This is a genomic window from Nocardia sp. NPDC102475 (genome assembly GCF_055584605.1).
Genome location: NZ_JBVJLS010000049.1, coordinates 1 through 21796, shown reverse-complemented (window position 1 = coordinate 21796; position 21796 = coordinate 1). Strand labels below are relative to the sequence as shown.

The 21796-nt window shown below is 63.9% G+C and carries 21 protein-coding genes and 3 pseudogenes; 11 read left to right on the top strand and 13 right to left on the bottom strand.

What is annotated here, in order from left to right; translation table 11 throughout:
• The coding region (locus ACZ60G_RS43345) for a hypothetical protein (RefSeq protein WP_465818142.1) at positions 1 to 325 on the top strand (325 nt) is incomplete at its 5' end.
• Between the two features lie 27 nt (positions 326 to 352).
• On the opposite strand, the pseudogene ACZ60G_RS43340 reads toward ACZ60G_RS43345, so the two are convergent.
• Positions 353 to 1621: pseudogene (locus ACZ60G_RS43340) on the bottom strand (IS3 family transposase).
• Between the two features lie 84 nt (positions 1622 to 1705).
• Between ACZ60G_RS43340 and ACZ60G_RS43335 the strand changes: the two are divergent.
• From ACZ60G_RS43335 to ACZ60G_RS43320, 4 genes are all read left to right on the top strand, one after another.
• A complete protein-coding gene (locus tag ACZ60G_RS43335) occupies positions 1706 to 2014 on the top strand; it encodes a hypothetical protein (protein WP_465818140.1) in 309 nt (102 codons plus the stop codon).
• Between the two features lie 116 nt (positions 2015 to 2130).
• Complete coding sequence (locus ACZ60G_RS43330; RefSeq protein WP_465818138.1) at positions 2131 to 3033, top strand: helix-turn-helix transcriptional regulator; 903 nt, start codon at positions 2131 to 2133, stop codon at positions 3031 to 3033.
• A gap of 432 nt (positions 3034 to 3465) precedes the next feature.
• The gene (locus ACZ60G_RS43325) at positions 3466 to 3780 is read left to right on the top strand and encodes a transposase (RefSeq protein ID WP_465818137.1); all 315 of its coding nucleotides are present in this window, start codon (positions 3466 to 3468) and stop codon (positions 3778 to 3780) included.
• Positions 3781 to 3824: 44 nt separating this feature from the next.
• On the top strand, positions 3825 to 4376 hold the full coding sequence (locus ACZ60G_RS43320; protein ID WP_465818135.1) for a DDE-type integrase/transposase/recombinase: 552 nt from the start codon (positions 3825 to 3827) through the stop codon (positions 4374 to 4376).
• On the opposite strand, the pseudogene ACZ60G_RS43315 reads toward ACZ60G_RS43320, so the two are convergent.
• Positions 4351 to 5728, bottom strand: a pseudogene (locus ACZ60G_RS43315) (IS30 family transposase). The gene ACZ60G_RS43320 and the pseudogene ACZ60G_RS43315 sit on opposite strands and share 26 nt — an antisense overlap.
• A 153-nt stretch (positions 5729 to 5881) precedes the next feature.
• On the opposite strand from ACZ60G_RS43315, the gene ACZ60G_RS43310 reads away from it, so the two are divergent.
• Positions 5882 to 6094: an integrase core domain-containing protein gene (locus ACZ60G_RS43310; protein ID WP_465818133.1), complete on the top strand. Its 213-nt coding sequence runs from the start codon at positions 5882 to 5884 to the stop codon at positions 6092 to 6094.
• Positions 6095 to 6640: 546 nt separating this feature from the next.
• On the opposite strand, the gene ACZ60G_RS43305 is transcribed toward ACZ60G_RS43310, so the two are convergent.
• The 8 genes from ACZ60G_RS43305 to ACZ60G_RS43270 form a co-directional block, all read right to left on the bottom strand.
• A complete protein-coding gene (locus tag ACZ60G_RS43305) occupies positions 6641 to 7519 on the bottom strand; it encodes an ABC transporter permease (protein WP_465818132.1) in 879 nt (292 codons plus the stop codon).
• The gene (locus ACZ60G_RS43300; RefSeq protein ID WP_465818131.1) at positions 7516 to 8559 is read right to left on the bottom strand and encodes an ABC transporter permease; all 1044 of its coding nucleotides are present in this window, start codon (positions 8557 to 8559) and stop codon (positions 7516 to 7518) included. The genes ACZ60G_RS43305 and ACZ60G_RS43300 overlap by 4 nt, the downstream gene beginning before the upstream one ends.
• 281 nt (positions 8560 to 8840) lie before the next feature.
• Positions 8841 to 8972, bottom strand: a complete 132-nt coding sequence (locus tag ACZ60G_RS43295; RefSeq protein WP_465818130.1) for a hypothetical protein — start codon at positions 8970 to 8972, stop codon at positions 8841 to 8843.
• A 188-nt stretch (positions 8973 to 9160) separates the two neighbouring features.
• Entirely contained in the window at positions 9161 to 9304 is a 144-nt protein-coding gene (locus tag ACZ60G_RS43290) for a hypothetical protein (RefSeq protein WP_465818128.1), read from the bottom strand.
• A gap of 62 nt (positions 9305 to 9366) precedes the next feature.
• Positions 9367 to 10143, bottom strand: a complete 777-nt coding sequence (locus ACZ60G_RS43285; protein WP_465818127.1) for an IclR family transcriptional regulator — start codon at positions 10141 to 10143, stop codon at positions 9367 to 9369.
• Positions 10144 to 10219: 76 nt separating this feature from the next.
• Entirely contained in the window at positions 10220 to 11095 is an 876-nt protein-coding gene (locus ACZ60G_RS43280) for a cyclase family protein (RefSeq protein ID WP_465818125.1), read from the bottom strand.
• Between the two features lie 61 nt (positions 11096 to 11156).
• The gene (locus ACZ60G_RS43275) at positions 11157 to 11996 is read right to left on the bottom strand and encodes a citryl-CoA lyase (RefSeq protein WP_465818123.1); all 840 of its coding nucleotides are present in this window, start codon (positions 11994 to 11996) and stop codon (positions 11157 to 11159) included.
• Positions 11993 to 13183, bottom strand: a complete 1191-nt coding sequence (locus tag ACZ60G_RS43270) for a CaiB/BaiF CoA transferase family protein (protein ID WP_465818121.1) — start codon at positions 13181 to 13183, stop codon at positions 11993 to 11995. Before ACZ60G_RS43270 ends, ACZ60G_RS43275 begins: the two co-directional genes overlap by 4 nt.
• Before the next feature lie 236 nt (positions 13184 to 13419).
• Between ACZ60G_RS43270 and ACZ60G_RS43265 the strand changes: the two genes are divergently transcribed.
• The 4 genes from ACZ60G_RS43265 to ACZ60G_RS43250 are packed head-to-tail and all read left to right on the top strand — an operon-like array spanning position 13420 to position 16577.
• On the top strand, positions 13420 to 14184 hold the full coding sequence (locus tag ACZ60G_RS43265) for an amino acid ABC transporter ATP-binding protein (protein WP_465818144.1): 765 nt from the start codon (positions 13420 to 13422) through the stop codon (positions 14182 to 14184).
• Positions 14181 to 15095 (top strand): glutamate ABC transporter substrate-binding protein, encoded by a 915-nt coding sequence (locus ACZ60G_RS43260; protein ID WP_465818119.1) that lies wholly within the window; start codon positions 14181 to 14183, stop codon positions 15093 to 15095. Before ACZ60G_RS43265 ends, ACZ60G_RS43260 begins: the two co-directional genes overlap by 4 nt.
• 34 nt (positions 15096 to 15129) lie before the next feature.
• Positions 15130 to 15777 carry an amino acid ABC transporter permease gene (locus ACZ60G_RS43255; RefSeq protein ID WP_465818117.1) on the top strand — a complete coding sequence of 216 codons (648 nt, stop codon included), beginning with the start codon at positions 15130 to 15132 and terminating at the stop codon, positions 15775 to 15777.
• On the top strand, positions 15774 to 16577 hold the full coding sequence (locus tag ACZ60G_RS43250; protein ID WP_465818116.1) for an amino acid ABC transporter permease: 804 nt from the start codon (positions 15774 to 15776) through the stop codon (positions 16575 to 16577). Before ACZ60G_RS43255 ends, ACZ60G_RS43250 begins: the two co-directional genes overlap by 4 nt.
• Before the next feature lie 876 nt (positions 16578 to 17453).
• Here ACZ60G_RS43250 and ACZ60G_RS43245 read toward each other — a convergent pair.
• The 3 genes and pseudogenes from ACZ60G_RS43245 to ACZ60G_RS43235 form a co-directional block, all read right to left on the bottom strand.
• Positions 17454 to 18335 (bottom strand): SDR family NAD(P)-dependent oxidoreductase, encoded by an 882-nt coding sequence (locus ACZ60G_RS43245; RefSeq protein ID WP_465818114.1) that lies wholly within the window; start codon positions 18333 to 18335, stop codon positions 17454 to 17456.
• A gap of 12 nt (positions 18336 to 18347) precedes the next feature.
• Positions 18348 to 19875, bottom strand: a pseudogene (locus ACZ60G_RS43240) (DHA2 family efflux MFS transporter permease subunit).
• Positions 19876 to 19954: 79 nt separating this feature from the next.
• The gene (locus tag ACZ60G_RS43235) at positions 19955 to 20920 is read right to left on the bottom strand and encodes an aldo/keto reductase (RefSeq protein ID WP_465818112.1); all 966 of its coding nucleotides are present in this window, start codon (positions 20918 to 20920) and stop codon (positions 19955 to 19957) included.
• Positions 20921 to 20981: 61 nt separating this feature from the next.
• Between ACZ60G_RS43235 and ACZ60G_RS43230 the strand changes: the two genes are divergently transcribed.
• A complete protein-coding gene (locus ACZ60G_RS43230) occupies positions 20982 to 21575 on the top strand; it encodes a TetR/AcrR family transcriptional regulator (protein WP_465818111.1) in 594 nt (197 codons plus the stop codon).
• The last annotated feature ends 221 nt before the right edge of the window (positions 21576 to 21796 follow it).

Genomic DNA, 21796 nt, shown 5'->3' with positions numbered 1-21796 from the left:
ATCTCCCGGCAGCGACACGCCAACACCTAACGCCTACAAGCGATTTCGTGGCAGCGACACCGGCATCAACTCACTTCTTAAACACTCCCTAGGTGGTTGTTGTCCGGCATCCCGTGGTGTTGGAAATGTGGCGGAACTGTTGTGTCGCGGCTTTATCCAGGCCAGCGTCGTTTTTATGTTTGTCGGCCGAATGGCTGCGTGGGTCGTAAGGCTGACATGGTTGATGGGATCGTCGAAGAAGTCGTTCTGCGCCGCCTCGAGGATCCTGAGTTGCTGGGCTCGTACAGACGATGACGCGGTCGCTGCGCTGGCGGAGGCGCGTTGAATCCCCCCGGGTCCGGTGCGCACCTGTTTATCTGTCACCGGCCGGTTGTCCGGCGCGGTGTGCATAGTAGTCGGCCTCGTATTCGATCGGCGGTTTGCGACCGAGCCGGTGCATCAGCCGTGACTCGTTGAACCACGTGACCCAGTCCGCAGTGAGCAGCTCGACGTCGGCGAGCCGGGTCAACGGGCCCCGACGAAACGGAGAATCGTCGCGGACCGCTTCGGTCTTGTAAAGCCCAATTGTGGTCTCGGCCAATGCATTATCGAACGCGTCGCCCACCGACCCGATCGATGGAACCATCCCCGACAGCAGCAACGTCTCACCCAGGCGCACCGAGGTGTATTGCGACCCGGCATCGGAATGATGAATCGTGCTACCCACCAATGGATTTCCCTCACGCTCACGAACAGCGGCGGCTTGGCGGATCGCGGAATTCACGAACGCGGTCGCCTTGCTGGTCGAACATTCCCAGCCCAGGATCCGCCCCGCGTAGGCATCGATCACGAACGCCGTATAGACGAACGATCCCCGTCGCCAACCGGACATTAGGTGAAGTCCGCGACGAGCAGCAGGTTCGGTGCCGACACCCGGAACTGGCGATCCATCAGGTCCGGTGCACGAGACGCGGCCTGGTCCGCTTCGGTGGTGCGGATCTTCTTGCGCCGCACCACACCTCGCCAGCGGTTGGCATGCATCAGCCGCTCGATCGTGCACCGGGCCACCGGGATGCCCTGGCGTTGCAGATGCGCCCAGGTCTTCTCGGCCCCATACAGCGATTCCGGTGCCCGCCGGCCAGTGTCGTCGCATTCGTAGATCCCGGCCAGGATCTCGGTCACCGCTGTGTCCACAGGGTTCGCTTCGACGGCGGCCGCGACAGCCACGCATAAAACGTTCTCGGGGCGATCTTGCACCCGTGCGCGGTCAGCGCACGACAGATCGGAGCGACCCCGAACCGAGCCCGGTGCTCGGCGATGAACGCACAGATTACCCGCGTCGCGGGTCGCCCTCCCGCACGAAGAAACTCGTTGCGGCCTCGAGGATTTCGATCGTCTGCTCCAGCTCGGTGATCTTGCGTTTCTGCTCCTGGATCACCCGCGCCGACTCGGTCGAGATGGGCTCGGCCTCACCCGCGTCGACCGCGCCCTGGCGGATCCGCTTGCGCAGGGTCTCCGCGGTCATGCCCAGCCGGGCCGAGACCGCCTTGATCGCGGCCCACTCGCTGTCGTAGTCGTCGCGGTGATCGACAACCAGCCGCACAGCCTTGGCCTTGGTCGCTTCGTCATACTTCGATGGCATGGTCTGCCCATCCTCCTCAACAAAGGAGGTGAGCACCAAACCCGGCGGGATTCACGTGAACTGCGGGACGCGTATGAGAAATAGTTGAGCGAGGCCATAGACGCGGACTTGTCTCCCAGCGACATTGCGTTGTACAAAGCGAAGAAGGCCCCGTTGATCGAGGCCGCAGAGCGGCGTGCTCAGACTGCACTGCCGATGCCACATGTTGCAGCGGCGGCCGGGGTTGATGCACGTGCGAGGTGGCGCGATCCTGACGTGACACCGCTGGAGGCGAAGCGAGATATCATCCGCTCGTTGATCAAGGTGACGCTCCTATCTGCAGCTGGAAAGCGTCGGGGATTCGGTGTCGGAGCTGGTGTGGATACGGTCAAGATCGAACGCCTTGTTGCTTGACCGCCTTCGTGGCGACGTGACGTTCTGCCCTCGTTCGTGTCATTTGGAGGCGTCGTAGCCGATGCTGGTACTGGTGGCACCTGGATACCTCTACGGAAGTGCACGAGGATGATGGCATGAGCGATGTGGTTGATGTGCAGGCGGTGCGCAAAGCGCGACGTTCCGAACTGGGGGCATTCCTGAAGTCACGTCGCGCCAGGATCTCACCGGAGGATGTAGGGCTTCCCCCAGGCCCGCGGAGGCGAACGCCAGGTCTACGCCGCGAGGAGGTCGCGCAATTAGCTGGGATAGGGATTACGTGGTATACGTGGCTTGAACAGGGGCGGAACATCAATGTCAGTGTGCAGGTGTTGAATTCGGTTGCGCGGACGTTGTCGTTGGATGCTGCGGAGAAGGCGCATTTGTATCGGTTGGCGGATGTGCCGACGGTGCCTACTGCACATGCGGGTACGGCTTTGCCGGAGGAGCTTCAGGTGATTTTGGATCATTTGGAGCCGTTGCCGGGTGTGGTGTTGAGTCCGCGTTATGACGTGCTTGCGCACAATAAGTCCTATGAGGCACTGTGTCCGGGTTTTGTGAAGGGGGAGCGGAATGTGGCTCGTCGGGTGTTCCTGACTCCGGAGTGCTGCAATACCTATCACCATAATTGGGATGACTTGCGGCGCATGGTGGGTTATCTGCGTGGTTCGTATGTGAAGAATCTGGGTGATCCGAGTTGGGAGGATTTCGTCTCCGAATTGTGCGCGGAGAGTGAGACTTTCGCTTCTTTGTGGGCTCGTAATGATGTCGCTGTTCCGGCTAGTCGGACCAAGCAGATCCGGAATTTGGCGGTGGGGGAGTTGGAGATGTTCTTGACGAGCATGAGTTTGCCTGCGTTGCCGCATGCGTGGATGCAGGTTTATACCCCGGTTGATGAGGTGGCGTGGGTGAAGTTGCGTGAGTTGTTGGCGATGAGTGATGAACAGCGCCAACGGCCTTGGATCGAGCATCGCGAGCAGTATCACGCCGCCGCGGGGTAGCGGGAGGCTCGTTGCGTGAGCCGCCGTGGACCGGATCGTATCGATGTGATGATCGGTGGGCGCGAAGGATCCTCGTTGTAGCGCAGTGGTTACAGTCGGCACGGGCCACTCATTGGTCTGACGCGTAGCCTCCGTGCCACCAGCGGCGCAGTATTGCGAGCTGTCGTTCCGAGAGGGGGCCGGCCAATTGTTCCTGGATCTTATCGAGGTAGGCCAGTTCTTCGGCGGTCCACTCGCGGCCGCCCTCGGCGTTGTCGGTCAACGGCTGCTCGCCGCTGGCGTATCCGCTTGTTGCCGATAGTGGCGGCGAATGTCGCACTGGCGTAGCGCGATTCGGCTTTGAGCGGTCCCCGATGACGAGACCACCTGATCCGGCCCCCGGAGGGGAGACCACCCTTGTGAGAGTTGAGGCAGACTGACCGTCAGGAGGTCATGTTGCCGAAATCGTATCCGCAGTCCGTGCGCCGGCAGGTGTGTGCGCGACTGCGCGCTGGGGAACGGGTCGCCGAGATCGCTGCTGAGACAGGGATTTCCGCGGCGACACTGTTCAAGTGGAAAGCTCAGGCGCTCGTCGATGCGGGAGTCCGTGAAGGCGTGCCGAGCGTCGAAGCCGACGAGTTGGCCTTCGCGCATCGCCGGATTGCCCAGTTGGAGGCCGAGCTGAAACTCACTCGGGATGCATGCGAATTGTTCGACGAGCAGGCTGTGATCTCCCCAAAAGGAAATACGCGATCGCCGAAAGGTTGATCGCGCGAGGGCATTCGGGCCGAGCGGCCTGCCGTATCGTCGGATTGAACCGGGCCACCTTTCATCGCTTACGCAAGCCGGCAGTTTCGATTCGATCCCTGCGGCGAACGATTGTCGCCGACGAGATCGGCAAGATTCACCTGCGTTCTCGTGGAACATACGGGCGACGACGGATCCAGGCCGCTTTACTGAGCGAGTACGACATGGTGGTTAATCACAAGCTGATCCACTCGATCATGGGTGAGTTGCAGCTCTCGGGTCTGCCGCTCCAGAAGGGGCGGAAACCGAACCTCCTGGGTGTTCACACGCCATCTGACCTGGTGAACCGCGCGTTCATCGCGAACCAACCGAACGAGCTGTGGTGCACGGACATCACCGAGCACCCCACTCGTGACGGAAGAGTCTACTGCTGCGCGATTCTCGATTGCTTCAGCAAGAAGATTGTCGGGAGGTCGTTTTCGACGGTCCCGGACACGGCATTGGTAAACAATGCGGTGAACATGGCCGTCCGGGAACGGAAAAGATACCACGGCGCCATATTGCATGCCGACCACGGTACTCAGGGCGGATTCAACTGGTCGTCGCAACAGTTGTAATTTGGAGAGATTGTAGGTGATGGTTCATCGCCTCGGCCGGCGTGCGCCACCCGAGCGTCTTTCGTGGGCGTGTGTTGAGTGTGTGCGCGACTGCGGCGAGATCCCGTCCGGTCCACCGTGACAGGTCAGTTCCTTTCGGGAAGTATTGCCGCAGAAGGCCATTCGTGTTCTCGTTGGTTCCTCGCTGCCAGGGACTGTGCGGGTCGGCGAAGAAGATCGGGATCCCGGTCTTCGCTGTCAGTGCCGCGTGGGCCGACAACTCCTTTCCCCGGTCCCAGGTCAGTGACTTCACCATCTGCTCAGGGAGCTTGCTCAGCGCAGCCGTCAGTGCCTTGTTCATCGATGACGCTCCGTAGCCGCTGAGCGCCGGACCGTTCTTCACCGGCGCGGATTTGCCCCACGCGCGCTCGCGAGGCAGGTGGACAAGCACTGTGAACCGCGTAGTTCGCTCGACCAGGGTGCCGATGGCCGAGCGTTCGGTACCGATGATCAGATCTCCTTCCCAATGACCCGGGCGCACACGATCGTCGACTTCGGTGGGGCGCTCGCCCGATCAGAACATCGGGAGTGACATGCGCCCAGGCCACGCGCTTGGAGCGGGCGCGGGGCATGCGCAATGCGCGCCCGGTGCGCAGATTCAAGATCAGCTCGCGCTCGAGCGCGCCGCGCCCTTCGATGTAAAGCGCCTGATAGATGGCCTCGTGACTGATCCGCATCGACTCGTCGTCGGGGAAATCGATCCGCAGCCGCCTCGAGATCTGCTCCGGACTCCACGCCTGAACCCATCGCCGGTCCGCCCGATGCGGCTTGTTGCGGCCGGTCCACCCTCTGATCGCCGGGCCGGCGGCGACCCTACCCTTCGCATCGGTGATCCGCCCCGACAAGCGCTGCTGGACGTAATCCCGGAGTTGTTGGTTATCAACGAGTTTCGCGGTTTTCGGCCTTCTGGCGAACAGCTCGGCTTTCCACTGGGCAACCGATGCGCGGTAGTCGAGCTTGCCTGCGCGGGTCGCGGCGTTTCGCCGTAACTCACGCGAAATCGTCGACGGGCTGCGGCCCAGCACCTGCGCGATCTGCCGCACGCCCTTGCCCTGCACTTTGAGCAGCGCGATCTCTTCCCGCTCGGCGAACGACAGGTAGCGGCTGCCGGGTCGATTCCAGGAGTACGGTGACATCCCGCCAGCATCCCGGAACCATCGAGTGCCCTTGACAGGCGAGACCCCCACCGCCACACCAGCTTCCGTCGGCAGCAGGCCCTCGGCGATCTTGTCCCAGAACAGGCGTTCCACCGAACGTTGATGGCCGGGAGCCCCTGGTGACCTCATCGGCGCTCGTCCGGTGACCTCCCGCATCCAGTCCGATGGCCTTCCCACAACACCCTCCGTGACCTCGGGTGTTGCGACCACCGGTTGAGCCTGAGCAGTTCACATCGTGGTCGTTCGGAGAAAACCTCCGCCGACACAATCTGATTCCTTCCTTCGGGACCGTGGGCGATTGCTTCGACAATGCCGCCATCGAAGCGTTCTTGGGGGCGAATGCAAACCGAGTTGCTGAACACCAGGAAGTGGCCCACGAGCCTTGAGTTGACCATCGCAATGGCCGACTGGATCGACAATTTCTACAACACTGAACGTCTCCACAGCTACCTCGGCCACATCAGCCCAGACGAGTATGAAATGCTGTGGCACGCAACCCAACCAGAGTCTCGAATCTCGTAAGACTGGCTCACTCTCCGGGGGCCGGATCAGGTGGACCGACTCACGGGGTCCCGTCAGCATCACGAAGCCGGTCGCGCAGAGCAAGGTGAGGACCGGTAGGGCGAAGCCGAGGAAGCCCCCGGTTTCGGTGGCCGCCAGGGCGATGAAGCCCACACCCACGATGGTGCTCGCCAGGAGCGAGCCAACACTGATGCGAAGTGGGGACCATCGATCGAGCAGGACGACGTTCAGTTGTGACGCACCGATCAACACCACGGCGCCGGTCGCGAAGGCGAAGCCGTACAGCTCGGGGTCGAGCCCGAACTGGTCTTGCATCACGAACGACGAGCCGGCGATGTATGCCCACAGGACAGCCCGCCCCAGGCCGCACACCAGTACCAGAACGACGAAATGGAGATCGCGGGTCAGCGTGCGGTACCTGCTGACGACCTGGGAAATTCCTCGGCCAAGACTGCTGACTTCGATCGCCGAGGGGATAGCTTCATGGGACTGACTTTCGTTAGGCGTGAGAACTAAATCAGGGGTGGACCGTGCCGTGCTGCACAGTCATCGAGCGACTGTGCGGTTCGATCCGAACCCCTCTCCGATGAGACCCCATGCGGAAGAGGTGATGAGCAAGGCGATAAAGGGAACGAGCGGAAGCCACGGCGCTTCGACCATGTAACTCTGCGATTCGGAGATCATCTTTCCCCAGCTCGGCGTCGGTGGCTGAACGCCGAGTCCGAGGTAGCTCAATCCCGATTCCATCAAGATGACGATCGCGGCAGTGTTGGAGACCTGAACCATCATGACCGTCCATACATTCGGAAGAAGATGCCTGATGGCGATGCGGATCGTGGAGACTCCGGACACGCGGGCGGACATGACGAACTCGCGTTCTCGAAGTTCCAGACAGCGCGACCGAACGACGCGGGCAAAGTTCGGAACGGACACAACGGCGAGAACGATGATGAGCGTGGTCATCGTCGGCGAGAAGACCGCCACGACGCCGAGTGCGACGATGATCGAAGGAAGCGACACGAGAAGGTCGATGGCGCCCATGAGCACCGCGTCCACCTTGCCGCCTTCGAGTCCAGCGAGCAATCCGATCGCAGAGCCGACAACGAGTGCAATCAATGCCGCGCACACCGAAATAGTCAGCGATGTCCTCGCGGCCACACACACGCGTACGAAGTAGTCGCGTCCCAACTCGTCGGTGCCCAGCCAGTTGATCGGATTGGGCCCAGTGAAAGGTATTCCGGCCACTTCGGTCGCTGTGAATGGACGGATGACGCCGACGAGCATCGACATGGCAAAGAGCGCCAATAGAATGAGAAGTCCGAAGGAGAGTCCGGGCCGAGCGATGAGGGCTGCTCGGAACCGCACCAGAAGCGAAGGGCGGAGCTTGCTTCGAGAGCTGGCCGTGCCCGTTTCACCGATTGTCATCTGGACGCACCTACTTTGGGGTCGATCAACGGATACGGCAGGTCCACGATCAGATTCATCACGACGTACACTGTGCCGAGCAACAGGATGCAAGCCTGCGTCACGGCGTAGTCGTTGTTGTTTATCGCCGTGATCGTCAACTGACCGATACCTGGAATCGCGAAGACGTTCTCCACCAAAATGGATTCGCCGACGATCCCGGCGATCTGCAGGCCGGCGATCGTGACTACAGGTGCAGAGGCGTTTCGGAAGCCGTGGCGAATCGTCGCCTGCCAACGGGTACTACCGGTTGCCAGCGCCGTTCGCATGAAGTCGTGGTCGTACACCTCGAGCATCGAGGTCCGCATGTACCTGCAGATCGTCGAGCCCAGCGGCAGGCCGATCGCCAGGCTGGGAAGCACCATGCTCGCGAGGTTCTGCGACGGATTCTCGGAAAACGGAACGAAAGCGAGTGTCGGCCATGTCGGGAAGGCCACTGAGGCGAGGAGCACCAGCGCGACACCGAACGCGAATACCGGTGTCGCCATACCGAGAAAGGTTGCGCCTCGGGTGAACCAGTCGAAGGGACGGCCCTTCTTCATCGCCGCGACGAGCCCGAACGACACGCCCCAGATCACTGAGATCAGCGTGGCGCCGACGGCCAACTGCAGAGTGTTCGGGATCCGCGCCATGATCAGCTCGTTGACCGGCAAGCCGTTGACATACGAGATGCCGAAGTCCCCCCGGAGTGCGTTGCCGATCCACCGCAGATACTGCGAGATCGACGAACCGTCGAGACCGAGGTCCCGCGAGATCTGAGCGCGAGTGCCGGCGTCGCTGTACGGGCCGGCCAGCGTCTCGGCCGGATCGCCCGGAATGAGGTGAACCACGCCGAAGGCGAGGATCGATAGCGTGAACAGCACGACGAGCCCTCGAGCAATGCGCGCGAAAAGGAACACGAGCAGCGGCGGCCCGCGGCGCGCGGACCTGGTCGCTGTCTGGACTTCGGGCGCTGGAGAAATCATATCGATGCCTCCAGCCGAACCCAGAACAGAACTCATCGGGGCTCCTTATATTCGGCGCTCACTGGTGTCGAACAGTCTGATCTCTCTCGAGGCGACCGCAAAGTGCCGTGGACCAGTGAGTGGACTCTTCGTTGTCGGACTACTCGGCAGCGATCGAAACTATCCGCGGCCCGTCTGCTGCCCGACCTTCTCCGGATTCGCGCAGTTGAACTTGCTCGGGTCGCGGGTCAGGGCTGCCGGTTCCGAACGCGGCCGGGGGCTTCGGCGACGGTGGCTGAGGTCGGGGACGCGACTCTCCGATACGCGGATAGACGCGTCTAGCGGTACCGGCCCATTCGGGCGAAGCGCAGGCCGCGACCGGCGCTGGCCCACGACGCCAGCGTCTTCAGCGGGATCTTCAACCGTTGGGAGACTTCGAGTGAACTCAGCCAGATTTCGTCACCCGACATCGCGGGCCCGATCCGTGGATGTGGCCTCAGGGGCGATGGCCCCCGACTGAGAAGCGCGGAGTGGAGGGGGTTTTGGCGGCTGCTGGACCATGGGCCGGGGCGTCGGTCAGATGGGATCTCCGGGAAATTGTTCGAGCTGAAACGCCAGACCACGCGACGAGACCCACGACAGCAGACCGGAAGGGTGGCTACGCACAATCGGCGCTCACACGCTCCAGCAGATCAGCGGCATTGGACATGTGGTCGGCCACGGCCTTGATCACAGCTTCGACGTTGCCGAAAACGATCGCGTTCGCGATGTCGACGTGCTTGCAGACGGCGTCCTGCAGCATCGAGTATTGGTCTTTCAGTCGTATCTGGCACACATACGCGTCTCCACCGGCAGCGGGACGAGTCAGTCGAGGCCTGGTAGTCCGAGGCGCGAGATTTGTTCTGCGGCTGTGCGAGTGGCTTGAATGTAGTGGGGTAGCCGGTCGTCGGTGAAGCGGCTGGTGGGTCCGCCGATGGTGAGTGCGGCTACGATGCGGCCGTGGGTGTCGGTGATGGGGAACGACAAGCCTGAGGCTCCGAGTTCTCGTTCGCCATGGGCGAGTGCGTATCCCTGGCGGATGGCTGTGTCGACGGCTTCTCGGAGGTGCGGGGCTGAGGCGGGGCCGTGCGGGGAGTCGGCGGCTACGTCGTCGATCAGTTCAGGTGTCGCTTGTAGCAGGATTTTGCCTGCTGCGCCTGCCCACAGTGGGTAGGGGACGCCGATCGGGATGACGCTGCGGACGGTAGCGTTGCTTTCGCACTGTGCTACGACGATCCGGGACAGTCCTTGGCGGATATACAGGTTCGCTGTTTCGCTGGTGTCGTTGCTGAGTTCGCGCATGAGGTCGAGGACCTGTTGTGGCGGTGTCCAGGTGCGTCCGGCCAGGCGCGCCCAGCGCAGCCATTCCGGACCGAGGCTGTAGGTTCCGTCGGTGCGGGCGGTGAGGACGCTGCGTGCGCACAGCGTCGTGCACAGGCGCACCACTGTGGTTTTCGGCAGGGCTGTGCCCTCGACCAGTTCCTTGATCGAGCGAGTCGGATGCGCGGAGTCGAACAGTTCGAGGAGGTCGATGACCCTGGTTACGGCACGGACGCCGGTGTCGGTGGCGGCCGATCCCGCTGGATTCGCGTTCACGGTCACTGGCGACATCTCCTCCGGCGCGGGCACTGGTACCGGAATCACCTTACGGATCGCTCGAGTCACCTGTGCGGGATGGCTATTTGATGGCGGTGGCGTTGGCGGGTGAGCCGACGCCACCGGTGAGGTTGAGAGGCTTGACGGTGAGCAGGCATTCGTAGCGGCCGTCGGTGGCGCAGTCGTGGGCGAGGTCGTCGAGTTTCCACAGTTCGCCGAGGGGGAGTCCGAGCAGGGCGATGAGTTCCTGGTGCATCATGCCGTGGTCGGTATCACCGCCGTAGGGGGATCCGGCGATGGCGGGTAGGCGTTCGAGGGCGAAGGTGTCGGAGGCTGCCAGTGCGATCCGGTGAGCGGCGAACCAGCCGACGGCCTCGGGTGTCTGGGCGATACCGGTGCAGCGCTTCGTGTTTCGGACGTGGGCGCGGTCTTGGTCGGTGGCTTGGTCGAGAAACCATTGGGCCCAGCCTGTTCTGATCAGGAGCAGGTCGCCGGGGGCCAGTTCGGTGCCTTGTGCTGCAAGGGTGTCGTCGAGCAGTTGGATGTCGAGGGGTTCGCCGTCGCGGTGGTTGATCGGGTCGTCGCGGCGGTCGCGGTATCGGCCGAGGTCGATCAGCACCGCGCGTCCGGCGATGGGGTGCTCGGACCAGCGATTGATGCCGAGCGTGGGAGTGTGGGCGGTGACGGCCTCGTCGGCGACGCCGTTGTAGAAGCCGTGGCGGGCGTGGCGGCGGTGGCGCAGGCCGTCCAGGTGAGTGGTGGCTTGGAGCCAGAATCCGTCGAGGTAGTCGTCGCGATGGTCGCGGTGGCGGGCGACGATGTGGTGGTCGGGGGCGGTGCGAGCGGCGGCGAGCGGCGGCTGGAAGGTGTCGAGGGGGTAGTCGAGGCCGAAGACCGCGCCGCGCCGGACGAGATCGGCGGCGGCGCGAACCTGCTCGGGCCCGGCATAGTTGGCCATGCCTCGTTCGGGCGCAGTCTCGAAGAGTCCCCAGGTGTTGGGGTCCGGGAGTGGGGAGTGCTTATGCGGTCCCATGCGGTGCCGTTCGTGGAGGATGGCCGGTGTAGTCGGGCAGCAGTGTGCGAGGGATAGGGCCTTTGTTGCGTCCGCCTTGGCGGATCTGTTCCCAGCCGTGGGCGAGGATGCCGACCGAGCGTGACAGCACGAACAGGCCCCGGCCCAGTGGCGGGGGGAAGCCGAGTTCGGCGTAGACGACGGCCGTGGCCCCATCGATGTTCATCGGAACGGGCCGGGCGCGTCCGGCAGCGAGAGCGGCCTCGAGTGCGAGCGCGGCCGCTAGATGGTCTCCGGCGACGGCATTGTCGACCCGGGCCTGCGCCACAAGCGACAGCAACGGATCTCGTCGCGGGTCGCGCGGATGGAATCGGTGACCGAATCCTGGTACGTAGCGTCCCTGGTCCCGACAGCGGGCGACGAGCTGGTCGGCAACCGGTCGCAGTTCAGTGGGATCGGTTGTCTGGGAGACGATTTCGGACAGCAGCGCCATGCATTGCTCGCCGGCGCCGCCGTGCACATCGCCCAGCATGCCGACGCCGGTGGCCAGCACATTGTTGAGCCCGATGCCGCAGGTGGCTGCCATGCGTGCCGCCGCGATCGACGGCGCTTGCGGCCCGTGGTCGACCGCTGCGACCAGTGCGGCGTCGAGCAGTCGCGCCTGCCACGGAGTGGGTGTCTCACCACGGATCATGAGCCAGACCATGGCGGCATACGAGGTGGTGGGGATCAGATCTTCGATCGGATAGCCGTGGTATCGAATGACACCGGGGGAGATGTCGCTGATATCGGTGCGCCACCATTCGGTGATGTCGGCGACGGTCGTCGTGTCGTGGCTGGTGGTCATATCGCGCTCTTCTCGTGGAGTTCGGCGATCTGCTCGGCGCTGAACCCGAGTTCGGTGAGCAGTTCGTCGGTGTGGGCGCCCAGTGTGGGTGGGGGCGTGGCCGGGGCGAGTGGTTCGCCGTCGACGTGGAATCCGCTGCCGAGCACCCGGACCGCGCGGTCGGGCAGTTCGACCTCGTGGATCAGCGAGCGTTGCACGATCTGATCGAGTTCGAGGGTATCGCTGACGTCGAGCACCAGCCCCGCGGGGACGCCGGCCTGATTGAGCAGGGGTTCCCATTCGGTGGCGGGTTTGGCGGCGAGCGCGGACTCGAGTTCGACGCGCAATTCCGACCGGTGCATCTTGCGGTCGTCGCGGTGGGTGAAGCGGGGATCGTCGATGAGGTCTTCGCGGCCGATGAGCTTGCACAGAACCTCGAACTGCTCCTGCTTGTTCGCCGCGATATTGAGGTCGCCGCCTGCGGTGCAGAAGGTGGCCGACGGTGCGCCGGTGGGGTTTTCGTTGCCGTGGGGGGTGGGACGGCGGCCGGCGATAAGGTAGTCGGACACCACCCAACCCATCGCGGTCAACGCCGTATCCAGCATCGACACGTCCAGGCAGGTGCCATGGCCGGTGCGGGCGCGTGCGGTCAGAGCGGCGGTGACCGCCATGGCCGCGGCCATGCCGCCGAGCGTGTCACAGATAGGCACGCCCACCCGCAGGGGTGCGGTCTCGGCGGTGCCGGTTACCGCGCTCATCCCGGACAGGCCTTGGATGATCTGGTCGTAGGCGGGACGGTGCCGCATGGGACCGGTCTGACCGAATCCGGAGATCGCACAGTACACCAGCCGCGGATTGCGGGCGCGCAGCGATTCCCACGGGTAGCCCAGCCGGGCGAGGACGCCGGGCCGGAAGTTCTCGACGAGCACGTCGGCGGTCTCCAGCAACCGGTCGAACACGCCGCGGCCGGATTCGTTCTTGAGATCGACTGTGATGGACCGTTTTCCAGCGTTTTGGGCGACGAAGGAGGCGCCGAGCCGCTGATCGGACAGTGTGGTGTCCGCGCCGAGTTGGCGAGCCAGGTCGCCGATGCCGGGTACTTCGACCTTGATCACGTCGGCCCCCATGAGTGCCAATTGATAGCTCGCGTACGGCCCGGCGAGGACGTTGGTCAGATCCAGGACGCGGATCCCGTCCAGCAATGTCATCCGAAGTGCCTTTCTGCGGTGTCGTGCCGCCACCAGGAGTAGCTGTGTGGTGCACTCGACCGTAGCAGTGAACCATCTAGTGGTCTACAAAAACCATCTGGTGGCCGATCCGAGTCTTTTGTGTTAGGTTCACGACACCCCGGAGATGACCGGGATCACATGTAGCCCGGCTATTGCCACGAGCCCCGGGTTATCAGCAGCGTTGGAGGAATGCCATGCAGTCGACCGCCGACCCGATGCCGCCGTCGCCATCGCGGACGGCAGCCGCACCGGAAGCGGTGCGGTTGGAGGGGGTGAACAAGTACTACGGCAGCCACCACGTGTTGACCGATGTCGACCTCGACATCCGGCGCGGCGAAGTGATCGCGGTGATCGGGCCGTCGGGATCGGGAAAGTCGACCCTATGCCGCACCATCAACCGCCTCGAACCGATCAATTCCGGCCGGATCCTGCTGGACGGCGTCGAATTGCCGCATGAGGGGCGGCAATTGGCGCGACTGCGCGCCGAGGTTGGCATGGTGTTCCAGTCGTTCAACCTGTTCTCGCACATGACCGTGCTGCAAAACGTCATGCTCGGCCCCTTCAAAGTGCTCGGTGTCGCAAAGAAGACCGCCGAGGAGACCGCGCTCCGATTGCTCGAGCGGGTGGGTGTCGGCGACCAAGGGCAGAAAATGCCCGCGCAACTGTCCGGCGGTCAGCAACAGCGGGCCGCCATCGCGCGAGCGCTGGCGATGCAGCCGAAAGTGCTGTTGTTCGACGAACCGACCTCGGCCCTGGATCCGGAAATGGTGACAGAAGTACTGGATGTGATGAAGGAACTCGCCGACTCCCAGATGACCATGGTCGTCGTCACCCACGAGATGGCGTTCGCCCGCTCGGCCGCCGACCGCGTGATCTTCATGGACGCAGGCCGCATCGTCGAACAAGGCCCGCCTGCCGAGTTCTTCGCCGAACCCCGATCCGAGCGGGCCCGCGACTTCCTGTCGAAGGTCCTGCAGTGAGCGCCGCGGAAGGGCTACGAATGTTGAAAATCCCACGAACAGCGCTGACTCCGATCATCACCACGCTGGCCATCGGCGCAGTCGCGTTGTTCGGCACCCAGTCCACGGTGGCCACAGGCCTCTCGCCGACCGTCGCACAGTCACCCCGGTTCCCAGCGGGCACCAGCATGGACAGGATCGCCCGAGCAGGGGTGTTGCGGGTGAGCACCCGCTTTGACCATCCGGGACTGTCGGCGCGTAACCTGCGCGGCAACCAGGAAGGGTTCGAGATCGATTTGGTCCGCTACCTCGCCGGGCGGCTCGGGGTGCCGCCGGAACGGATCGAGTGGATCGAGGGCAATTCCGCCAGCCGCGAGCAGTTGCTGCAGCAGAACAAGGTCGATGTCGTCGTGTCGACGTTCTCAGTTACTCCGAAACGGCAGAATGTGGTCGGTTTCGGCGGTGCCTACCTCGATGTCCCCAACGACCTGGTGGTACCGCTCGGCAACCCGAAAGCCATCACCGATCCGCAGACACCCCGGGGTATCCGGGTGTGTTCGACACTGGGCGGCGCGGTCTCGGCCGCGTTGCGCAAGGAATTCGCCGAGGCGAACCTCGTCGAATTCGACGTCTCCTCCAAATGCATCGATGCGCTGAAGAACGGCTCCGTGGATGCCATGGCCACCCAGGGCCCCATCGGGGCCGGGTATGTCAGCAAAAACGCCACCGACCTGGAACTGCTGGGCAAACCCTTCGCCAAGGAGCGGTGGGCGGTGGGAATTACCAAGGGAGACGGCGCATTCTGCGAATTCCTCAATCAGGTGACCGCCGACTTCTACGCCGACGGATCCGCCGACCGCGCCTGGGCCGACAGCCTCGGCCGCTACACCCGGCAGCGGGCGACGCTGCCGACACCGCAACCGTGCGGATGACCCTACTTTCTCTCCTGTCTCGAGGACACCTGTCATGCATGCCGTCATCGACCACTCCGGCGCCCTGCTGGACGGTTTCGCGATCACCCTGGCACTGATCGGACTGTCGACCGTGCTCGCGCTGATCGGCGGAACCGTCCTGGCCACCTGCCGGGTCTCGCCGATCCCGTTGCTGCAGCGCATCAGCTCCGGTTATGTGGAGATCTTCCGCAACGTGCCGACCACCGTGATCTTCTTCTTCACCCTGTTCGGGTTCCCGCAACTCGGCATCCGGATCCCCTTCTTCGCCGCCGCAGTCGCCGCGCTGACCATCTATTACTCCGGATTCTTCTGCGAGGCAATCCGATCCGGTATCAACGCCATCCCCGCCGGGCAGTTCGAAGCGGCCCGCTCCATCGGGCTCACCTTCTCCGCGTCCATGCGCCACATCGTGCTACCGCAAGCGTTCCGCAGTGTGGTGCCCCCGCTGATCAATGCCTTCATCGCACTGACCAAGAGCTCGGCCATCGCCAGTGCATTCGGGGTCGCCGAACTACTCACCCGCGCCGAAGGAGCCATCGGCGACAACGGGGACGCCGTGCTGTGGATTCTCGCCGCCACCAGCGGCCTGTACCTGGTGATCACTGTGCCCGCAGGACTGATCGCCGACCTCGTGGAACGAAAGGTAGCCATCGCGCGATGACCACCACAACAGCGATGTACGACGTCCTCGGCCCCCAGGGCCAACAGCGCGTGCGCCTGGGCGGCCGTCTCGGCGCCGCCGCAGCAGTAATCCTCGCCGCCGCAGGCATCTACCAGCTAGCCACCCACCGCCAACTCGATCCCCACCTGTGGGAGGTATTGCTCGACCGCGACCTCATGCGCAGCGTGCTGACCGGACTGGCCGCGACCGCCTGGTGCGCGCTCACCGCGATCGTGCTGTCGGTTGTGGTCGGTATTCTGCTTGCGGCCCTGCGTCTTTCGGAGAATCGGGTGTTGCGCGCGGTTGTGCGGGTCTGGGTGGAGATCTTCCGCGGGTTGCCGTTGCTGCTGCTGATCTTCTTCATCTTTCTCGGTGCACCGCGGCTCGGCATCGTCGTGCCGACATTCTGGGCACTCACCATCGGAATAACCCTGTACAACAGCGCTGTGCTGAGTGAGATCTTCCGCGCCGGCATCCGTTCGCTACCCCGCGGCCAAAGCGAGGCCGCCGCAGCGATCGGCCTACGGAAAGCACAGACCTTCCGCATCGTCCTCATCCCCCAAGCGGTACGAATCATGCTGCCCGCCTTGATCAGCCAGCTCGTGACCATCGTGAAAGAGACCTCGCTCGGGTTCATCATCGGATACACCGAACTGCTCCGCAGCGGCCGGGTCGCCGTCGAATACCTCGGCGGCCAATACGCCATCCCCGTCTATATCCTCATCGCCGCGATCTACCTGCTCGTCAACACCACCTTGTCCACCCTCGCCCGCCGCATCGACCGGCAACCCCCACGCTGAGGCCCGTGCGGCGGCGCGCCCATGCCATCGGCAATCGATGGAGATTCCAACACGCCTTGATGGACTGAACCTGGTTATCATCGGCTAACGGGCATTTCGGTCCGGTGATCGCATCAATAATTGTTTTCAGGAGGCCGAAGGTGTCTATCCTTACCGCGGACCGCCAACTAGTCCGACGGAAATGGTTGAGCGCGAGATCTTCGACATCGTTGGCTCCTCGGTGATCCTGCGGAAATCGTTGCACGACCTTACGCATTTTCCCAGCTTGTTTTCGGTGTTTTCCTTGAATAAGTTCCGTGTTTACGCTCATCTGATTCCGCGTCGGTCGGTGCCGATCAGCCTCCCGCGATGCCGCTCCAAGTGCCCATGCCGGAGTGGAGGGTCAGGCACCAAGCGGCATTGCCGATCAGGACGACGCTGCCGCGGTGCCAGCACGGCATCTCGACCTGTTGCACCGAATCGAACAGTACGTCGGATGCCCTGTTCGAAGGGATTTACGGGCTTTCCGCCGGTCCGACTTCGAGCAGGATCGGATCGACGTCCTCCGAGGGGCGCGATCCCATCCTGTGCAGCGCGATTGCGTACCGCCGCCGAGTTCGAACGCCGATAAGCGCTGTCCATGGGGCGTGCAGGGACCCGGGCGGTCGAGTGATCAGGGCAGCCGCGCCGCGTGACGACGTTCCGTGATCGGACCGACATCGAGGATGCGGGGAACGTGCGCGAGGGGGACCCGGTGCTCGTCCGGTGGTGCGGTCTCTCCGGACGGAGCGACCGGGCCGCGTGCCGTCGACGGAACGAGCGTCGATGAACGACTATGCCGTGTCCAACACTGAATTGGTCTTGCGGGTTTGTTGTGCTGCTTCGGTTTTCGATGGGTCAAGCCGTGAGCAAGGCATTTCTCACCGTCGAATAGTTGGCGAGCACGCGGCGTAGAGACGCCACTTGTTCCTCGTCGTATGCCAGCTTCCGGCGTTTCTCGAGGTTTCGAGGCTTCGAAAAGTAGTACCCGGAGACGCCCCGGAGTGCTGGGTCGCTGGCAAGTGCCACTAAATTCGCTGCCGATTGCTCAACGGTGATCCCGATGACGGCGAGTATGCCTCTGATTATCACCTGGATAAAGCCGGGCAGTGAGCGGTTGATGCCAGTATTTCTGACCAAACCTGCTGCCGCTCCGTTGATGGCGGGGCCATTCGGGTGTTCTGCTGCGTACATCTGCTCGTACAGCACGCAGGCCGACTGGTTCTGCCCGATCGCGCGCATGACCGTGTAATTCTTCTCGAGTGATGGGTCGTCCTCGAACAGGCGCGGATTCTTCGGCGCCTGCGCGCCGACGAAGACCACCCGGCCGTCATCACTGTTCGAGAGTTCGGTCGTGAAAGCCTCGGTGAGGAGATAGCGGCCCAAGAACTGCGTCGCCCAGCCTTCCTCCAGGCCATCGGTGCTCACCACCCGTTTCGAGTTGCCGACCACCCCGACAGAGTGAACGAGCGCGTCCAGTCGCCCGCCCAGCTGCGGCTTGAGAACGCGGACGAACCTTTCGATTTCCGCGAACTGCGTGACGTCCAACGGCAGGAATTCGATTCCCGCAGGGCAATGAGGGCGAAGCCGCGCAACGGTGGCCGCGCCCTTTTCCGCACTTCGGCCGGCGATCCAGACCTTGTATCCCTTCTTGCCGAGGGCCTCTGCCACGGCCGCACCGATCCCGCTGTTGCCACCCGTCACCACTGCGGTGCACGGCATCTCCTGGCGCTCGCTCATGTCGAAGTCCTTTCAGTGCAGGGTGTGGGTGGACGGTTGGCTGTTGTGTTGTGCCACTTGGTCGGTGGCTTTTCGTCGTGGCAGGAACAGGGCTGGTATCAGGCAGCACAGGATGAGGATCAGTGCGACGAGGTAGGTGTGGCCGAAGGCCGTGGCGAGTGCGGTGCGGCCGTGGGTGAGGATGTCGGCGGGAACCTGGTCGGCGGGGACTGCGCCTTGGGTGACGGCGTTGTAGGCGGTGGCGGCGGGGTCGGCGAGGACCTGGTTGGTGAGGACGACGGACATGATCGCGGTGCCGATGGAGCCGCCGCTCTGTTGGATGATGTTCATCAGGGTGGAGCCGCGGGCGATCTGGTGGTCGGTGAGGCTGGCTTGGGCGGCGGACATGATCGGCATCATGGTCATGCCCATCCCGAGTCCCATGACGAACAGTCCTCCGAGCAGCAGGATGTAGGACGAGGTGGCGCTCACCTGGGTGAATACGGCGAGGCCTGCTGCGATGAGGAGGATTCCGGCGAGCACGATCTTGCCGGGGCCGGTGCGGTCGGTGAGTTTCCCGGCCAGTGGCATGGTAACCATGGCGCCCAGTCCTTGCGGTGCGAGTAGCAGTCCTGCGTTGAGGGTGGATTGTCCGCGTACTTGCAGGAAGTAGCTGGGGAACAGCAGCATGCTGCCGATGAACGCGATGATGAACAGGGTCGCGGTGATCATCGAGATGGTCAGGTTGCGATTGGTGAACAGCCGCAGATCGATCAGCGGATGGTCCTTGCGCAGTGCGTGCAGTACGAAGGCGGAGACCAGGACCAGCCCGGCGATGCCCGGGACGAGGACCTTCGTGGCCGCGACGGTGCCGGCGGAGGGGATCGAGGAGACGCCGTAGAGGAACAAGGCCAGCCCGGAGCAGTGCCATGCCGAGGAAGTCGAAGGACTCACCGGGCTGCGGCTGGTCGGCGGGCAGGGCGCGCAGTGCGGCGGCGAAGGCGATAACGCCGATCGGCAGGTTGATCAGGAAGATCCAGTGCCAGCTCGCGGCCTGGATGAGCCAGCCACCCAGGATCGGCCCGGCGATGGGGCCGAGCAGCATCGGTACCCCGAGTACGGCCATCACCCGCCCGACGCGCTGCGGTCCCGCGGCGCGGGTCATCATCGTCATCCCGAGCGGCATCAGCATGCCGCCACCGAGGCCCTGCAGCACACGGAACGCGATGAGCGGGCCGATGTCCCAGGCCATGCTGCACAACACTGAACCGGCGACGAACAGTGCGATCGAGGTCAGGTAGAGGCGTTTGGGCCCGAACCGGTCGGCTGCCCATCCGGTGACCGGGATGATGGTCGCAAGCGCGAGGGTGTAGGCGGTCGCCGTCCAGGCGACGGTGGCGTAGGAGGCGTGGAACTGCTGTTGGAAGGTGGGCAGCGCCACGCTGACCACGGTGGTGTCCAGGACCGACATGATGGCGCCCAGCACCACCACACCAGCGACCATCAAGACCCCGCGGTCGAGCTTGTCACTGCCCGTTTCGGGCACGGTATTCGTCGTCATACGACTTCTTTCCTCTGTATCGGAACGGAACCGGCGTTGACCGGTTGGGCGGGAAACGTTTGCGGCACAACGGAAACGGTCAGCGGCTCACTGCGGTGGACACCTCCGCGAGGTGTTCGGTTTCCTCGGCGGTGAGCGTGAGGCGCATTGCCGCGGCCGCCTCCCGAGCGTGGCGTGGTTCGGTAGCGCCGGGGATCGCGACGACGGTGTCGCCGTAGTAGGTGATCAGCCAAGCCAGCGCGATCTGGCCGAGGGTGGCTTGGTGGTCAGCGGCGATCTCGCGCAATGCATCGATCAGGGGAGCGGTGCGATCGAGGGCCCGGCCGGACATGCCGGTCATCAGTCGGCGTAGGCGGGGCTGGCGAGCGGCCAGCGCTCGGTCGGCGTGGAATTTACCGGTCAGAATCCCGCTGCGCAGGGGGACGTAGGCGATGAGCGTGACGCCGAGTTTGCGTGCGGTGTCGAGCACGCCGTCGGTTTCGATCCTGCGGTGTAGCAGACTGATCTGGACCTGGTTGCTGGTCAGCGGGATCCCGCGCTCGGCGAGTTCAGCATGCGCGATCTCCAGCTGCTCGGCCGAGAAGTTGCTGACACCGACCGCTCGGACCGTGCCCGCCTCGACCAGGCGTGCCATCGCCCGCATCTGGGCACGGATCGGCGAGATGCTGCCGCGGGGGAGATGAATCTGGTGCAAGCCGACCGGGAACGGTGCCAGGCACTCGATCCGGTCGCCGATGGTGCGCTCGATGCTGCGTGCGGTGCGGCCCAACGGCGTCCACTTGGTGGCAACGGTGACTTCGTCCGGGCTCACTCCCGCATGCGTAAGTCCGGCGGCAGGGGCGCGCTCGGAGCGGCCGCGCCCGTATCCCTCGGCGGTGTCGAACCAGGTGATGCCGCCGGCGACGGCCGCGTCGACGATGGCGTCGACCTGCTCCTGCGGCAGCGCCGGAAAGAACGAGCCGCGCCCGCCGCCCGCGAACTGCGCACCACCGAGGCCGATAGGGGAGATACGGACCGCCGTACGGCCCAGCTGCCTCACAGTCATGAGAACAATTTATACGCTTACGAGACGCATATGTCTCGTCATGAGGCGTTAGGCTCGTGGAATGGTGAAGTCTGATGCTGCGATGGCGCTGACCCGATCGGCGATCCTCGACGCCGCCGTCCGGATACTGGGACGGCGGCCGGACGCCACGATGGCGGAGATCGCCGACGAGGCCGGGGTAGGTCGCGCGACGGTGTACCGGCACTTCCCGACCCGGGAAGCGCTCCTGCGCAGCCTTTCGGAAGTCGGTATCAGCGACCTCGTGGACGCATTCGCCGCAGCGAATCTCGACGAACTTCCGGCCGACCGCGCCGTCGCCCGGATCATCGCCGTCTTCTTGCGTGAAGGTGCCAAGTATGCGGCGGTGATCAGCCAAAGCGGCGACTTCTACGACCCCGAGGCCGTCCAGCGGACGATCGCGCCCATTCGGGAGGTCCTGACCCGCGGCCTCCGTGACCGCGTGCTGCGCGAGGACCTACCCGGCGATGCACTGTTCGAAATGTTCTCTGCGATCTTGGAACGTGCGCTGTGGCTGACTATCGGCAATGTCATCACACCCGAACAAGCCGCCGACGCAGCCGCGACGATATTCCTCGACGGCGCCCGACGGCCAGGGGCGCCCTCGACGGCAAACCCGGACGGGCTTGGCCGGTAAGCCCATGGTCCGGCCCCGTTGGTGGCGATGCCGAACTGGCGATCGTCTGGAAGCCGGGAGCGGGGGACTTCTCGGATGTCTGGGTGTGGTTCTCGGGTGAGTGCTGCGGCGATTTCGTGGAGGTCGCCGGACATCCCGGGAGGCTTCTATGTTTGTCAAGCCGTCTCGGGGACCTGTCTGAGTGTTCGGTAGATCTGGCGCGTCACATAGCGTTTGAGGCA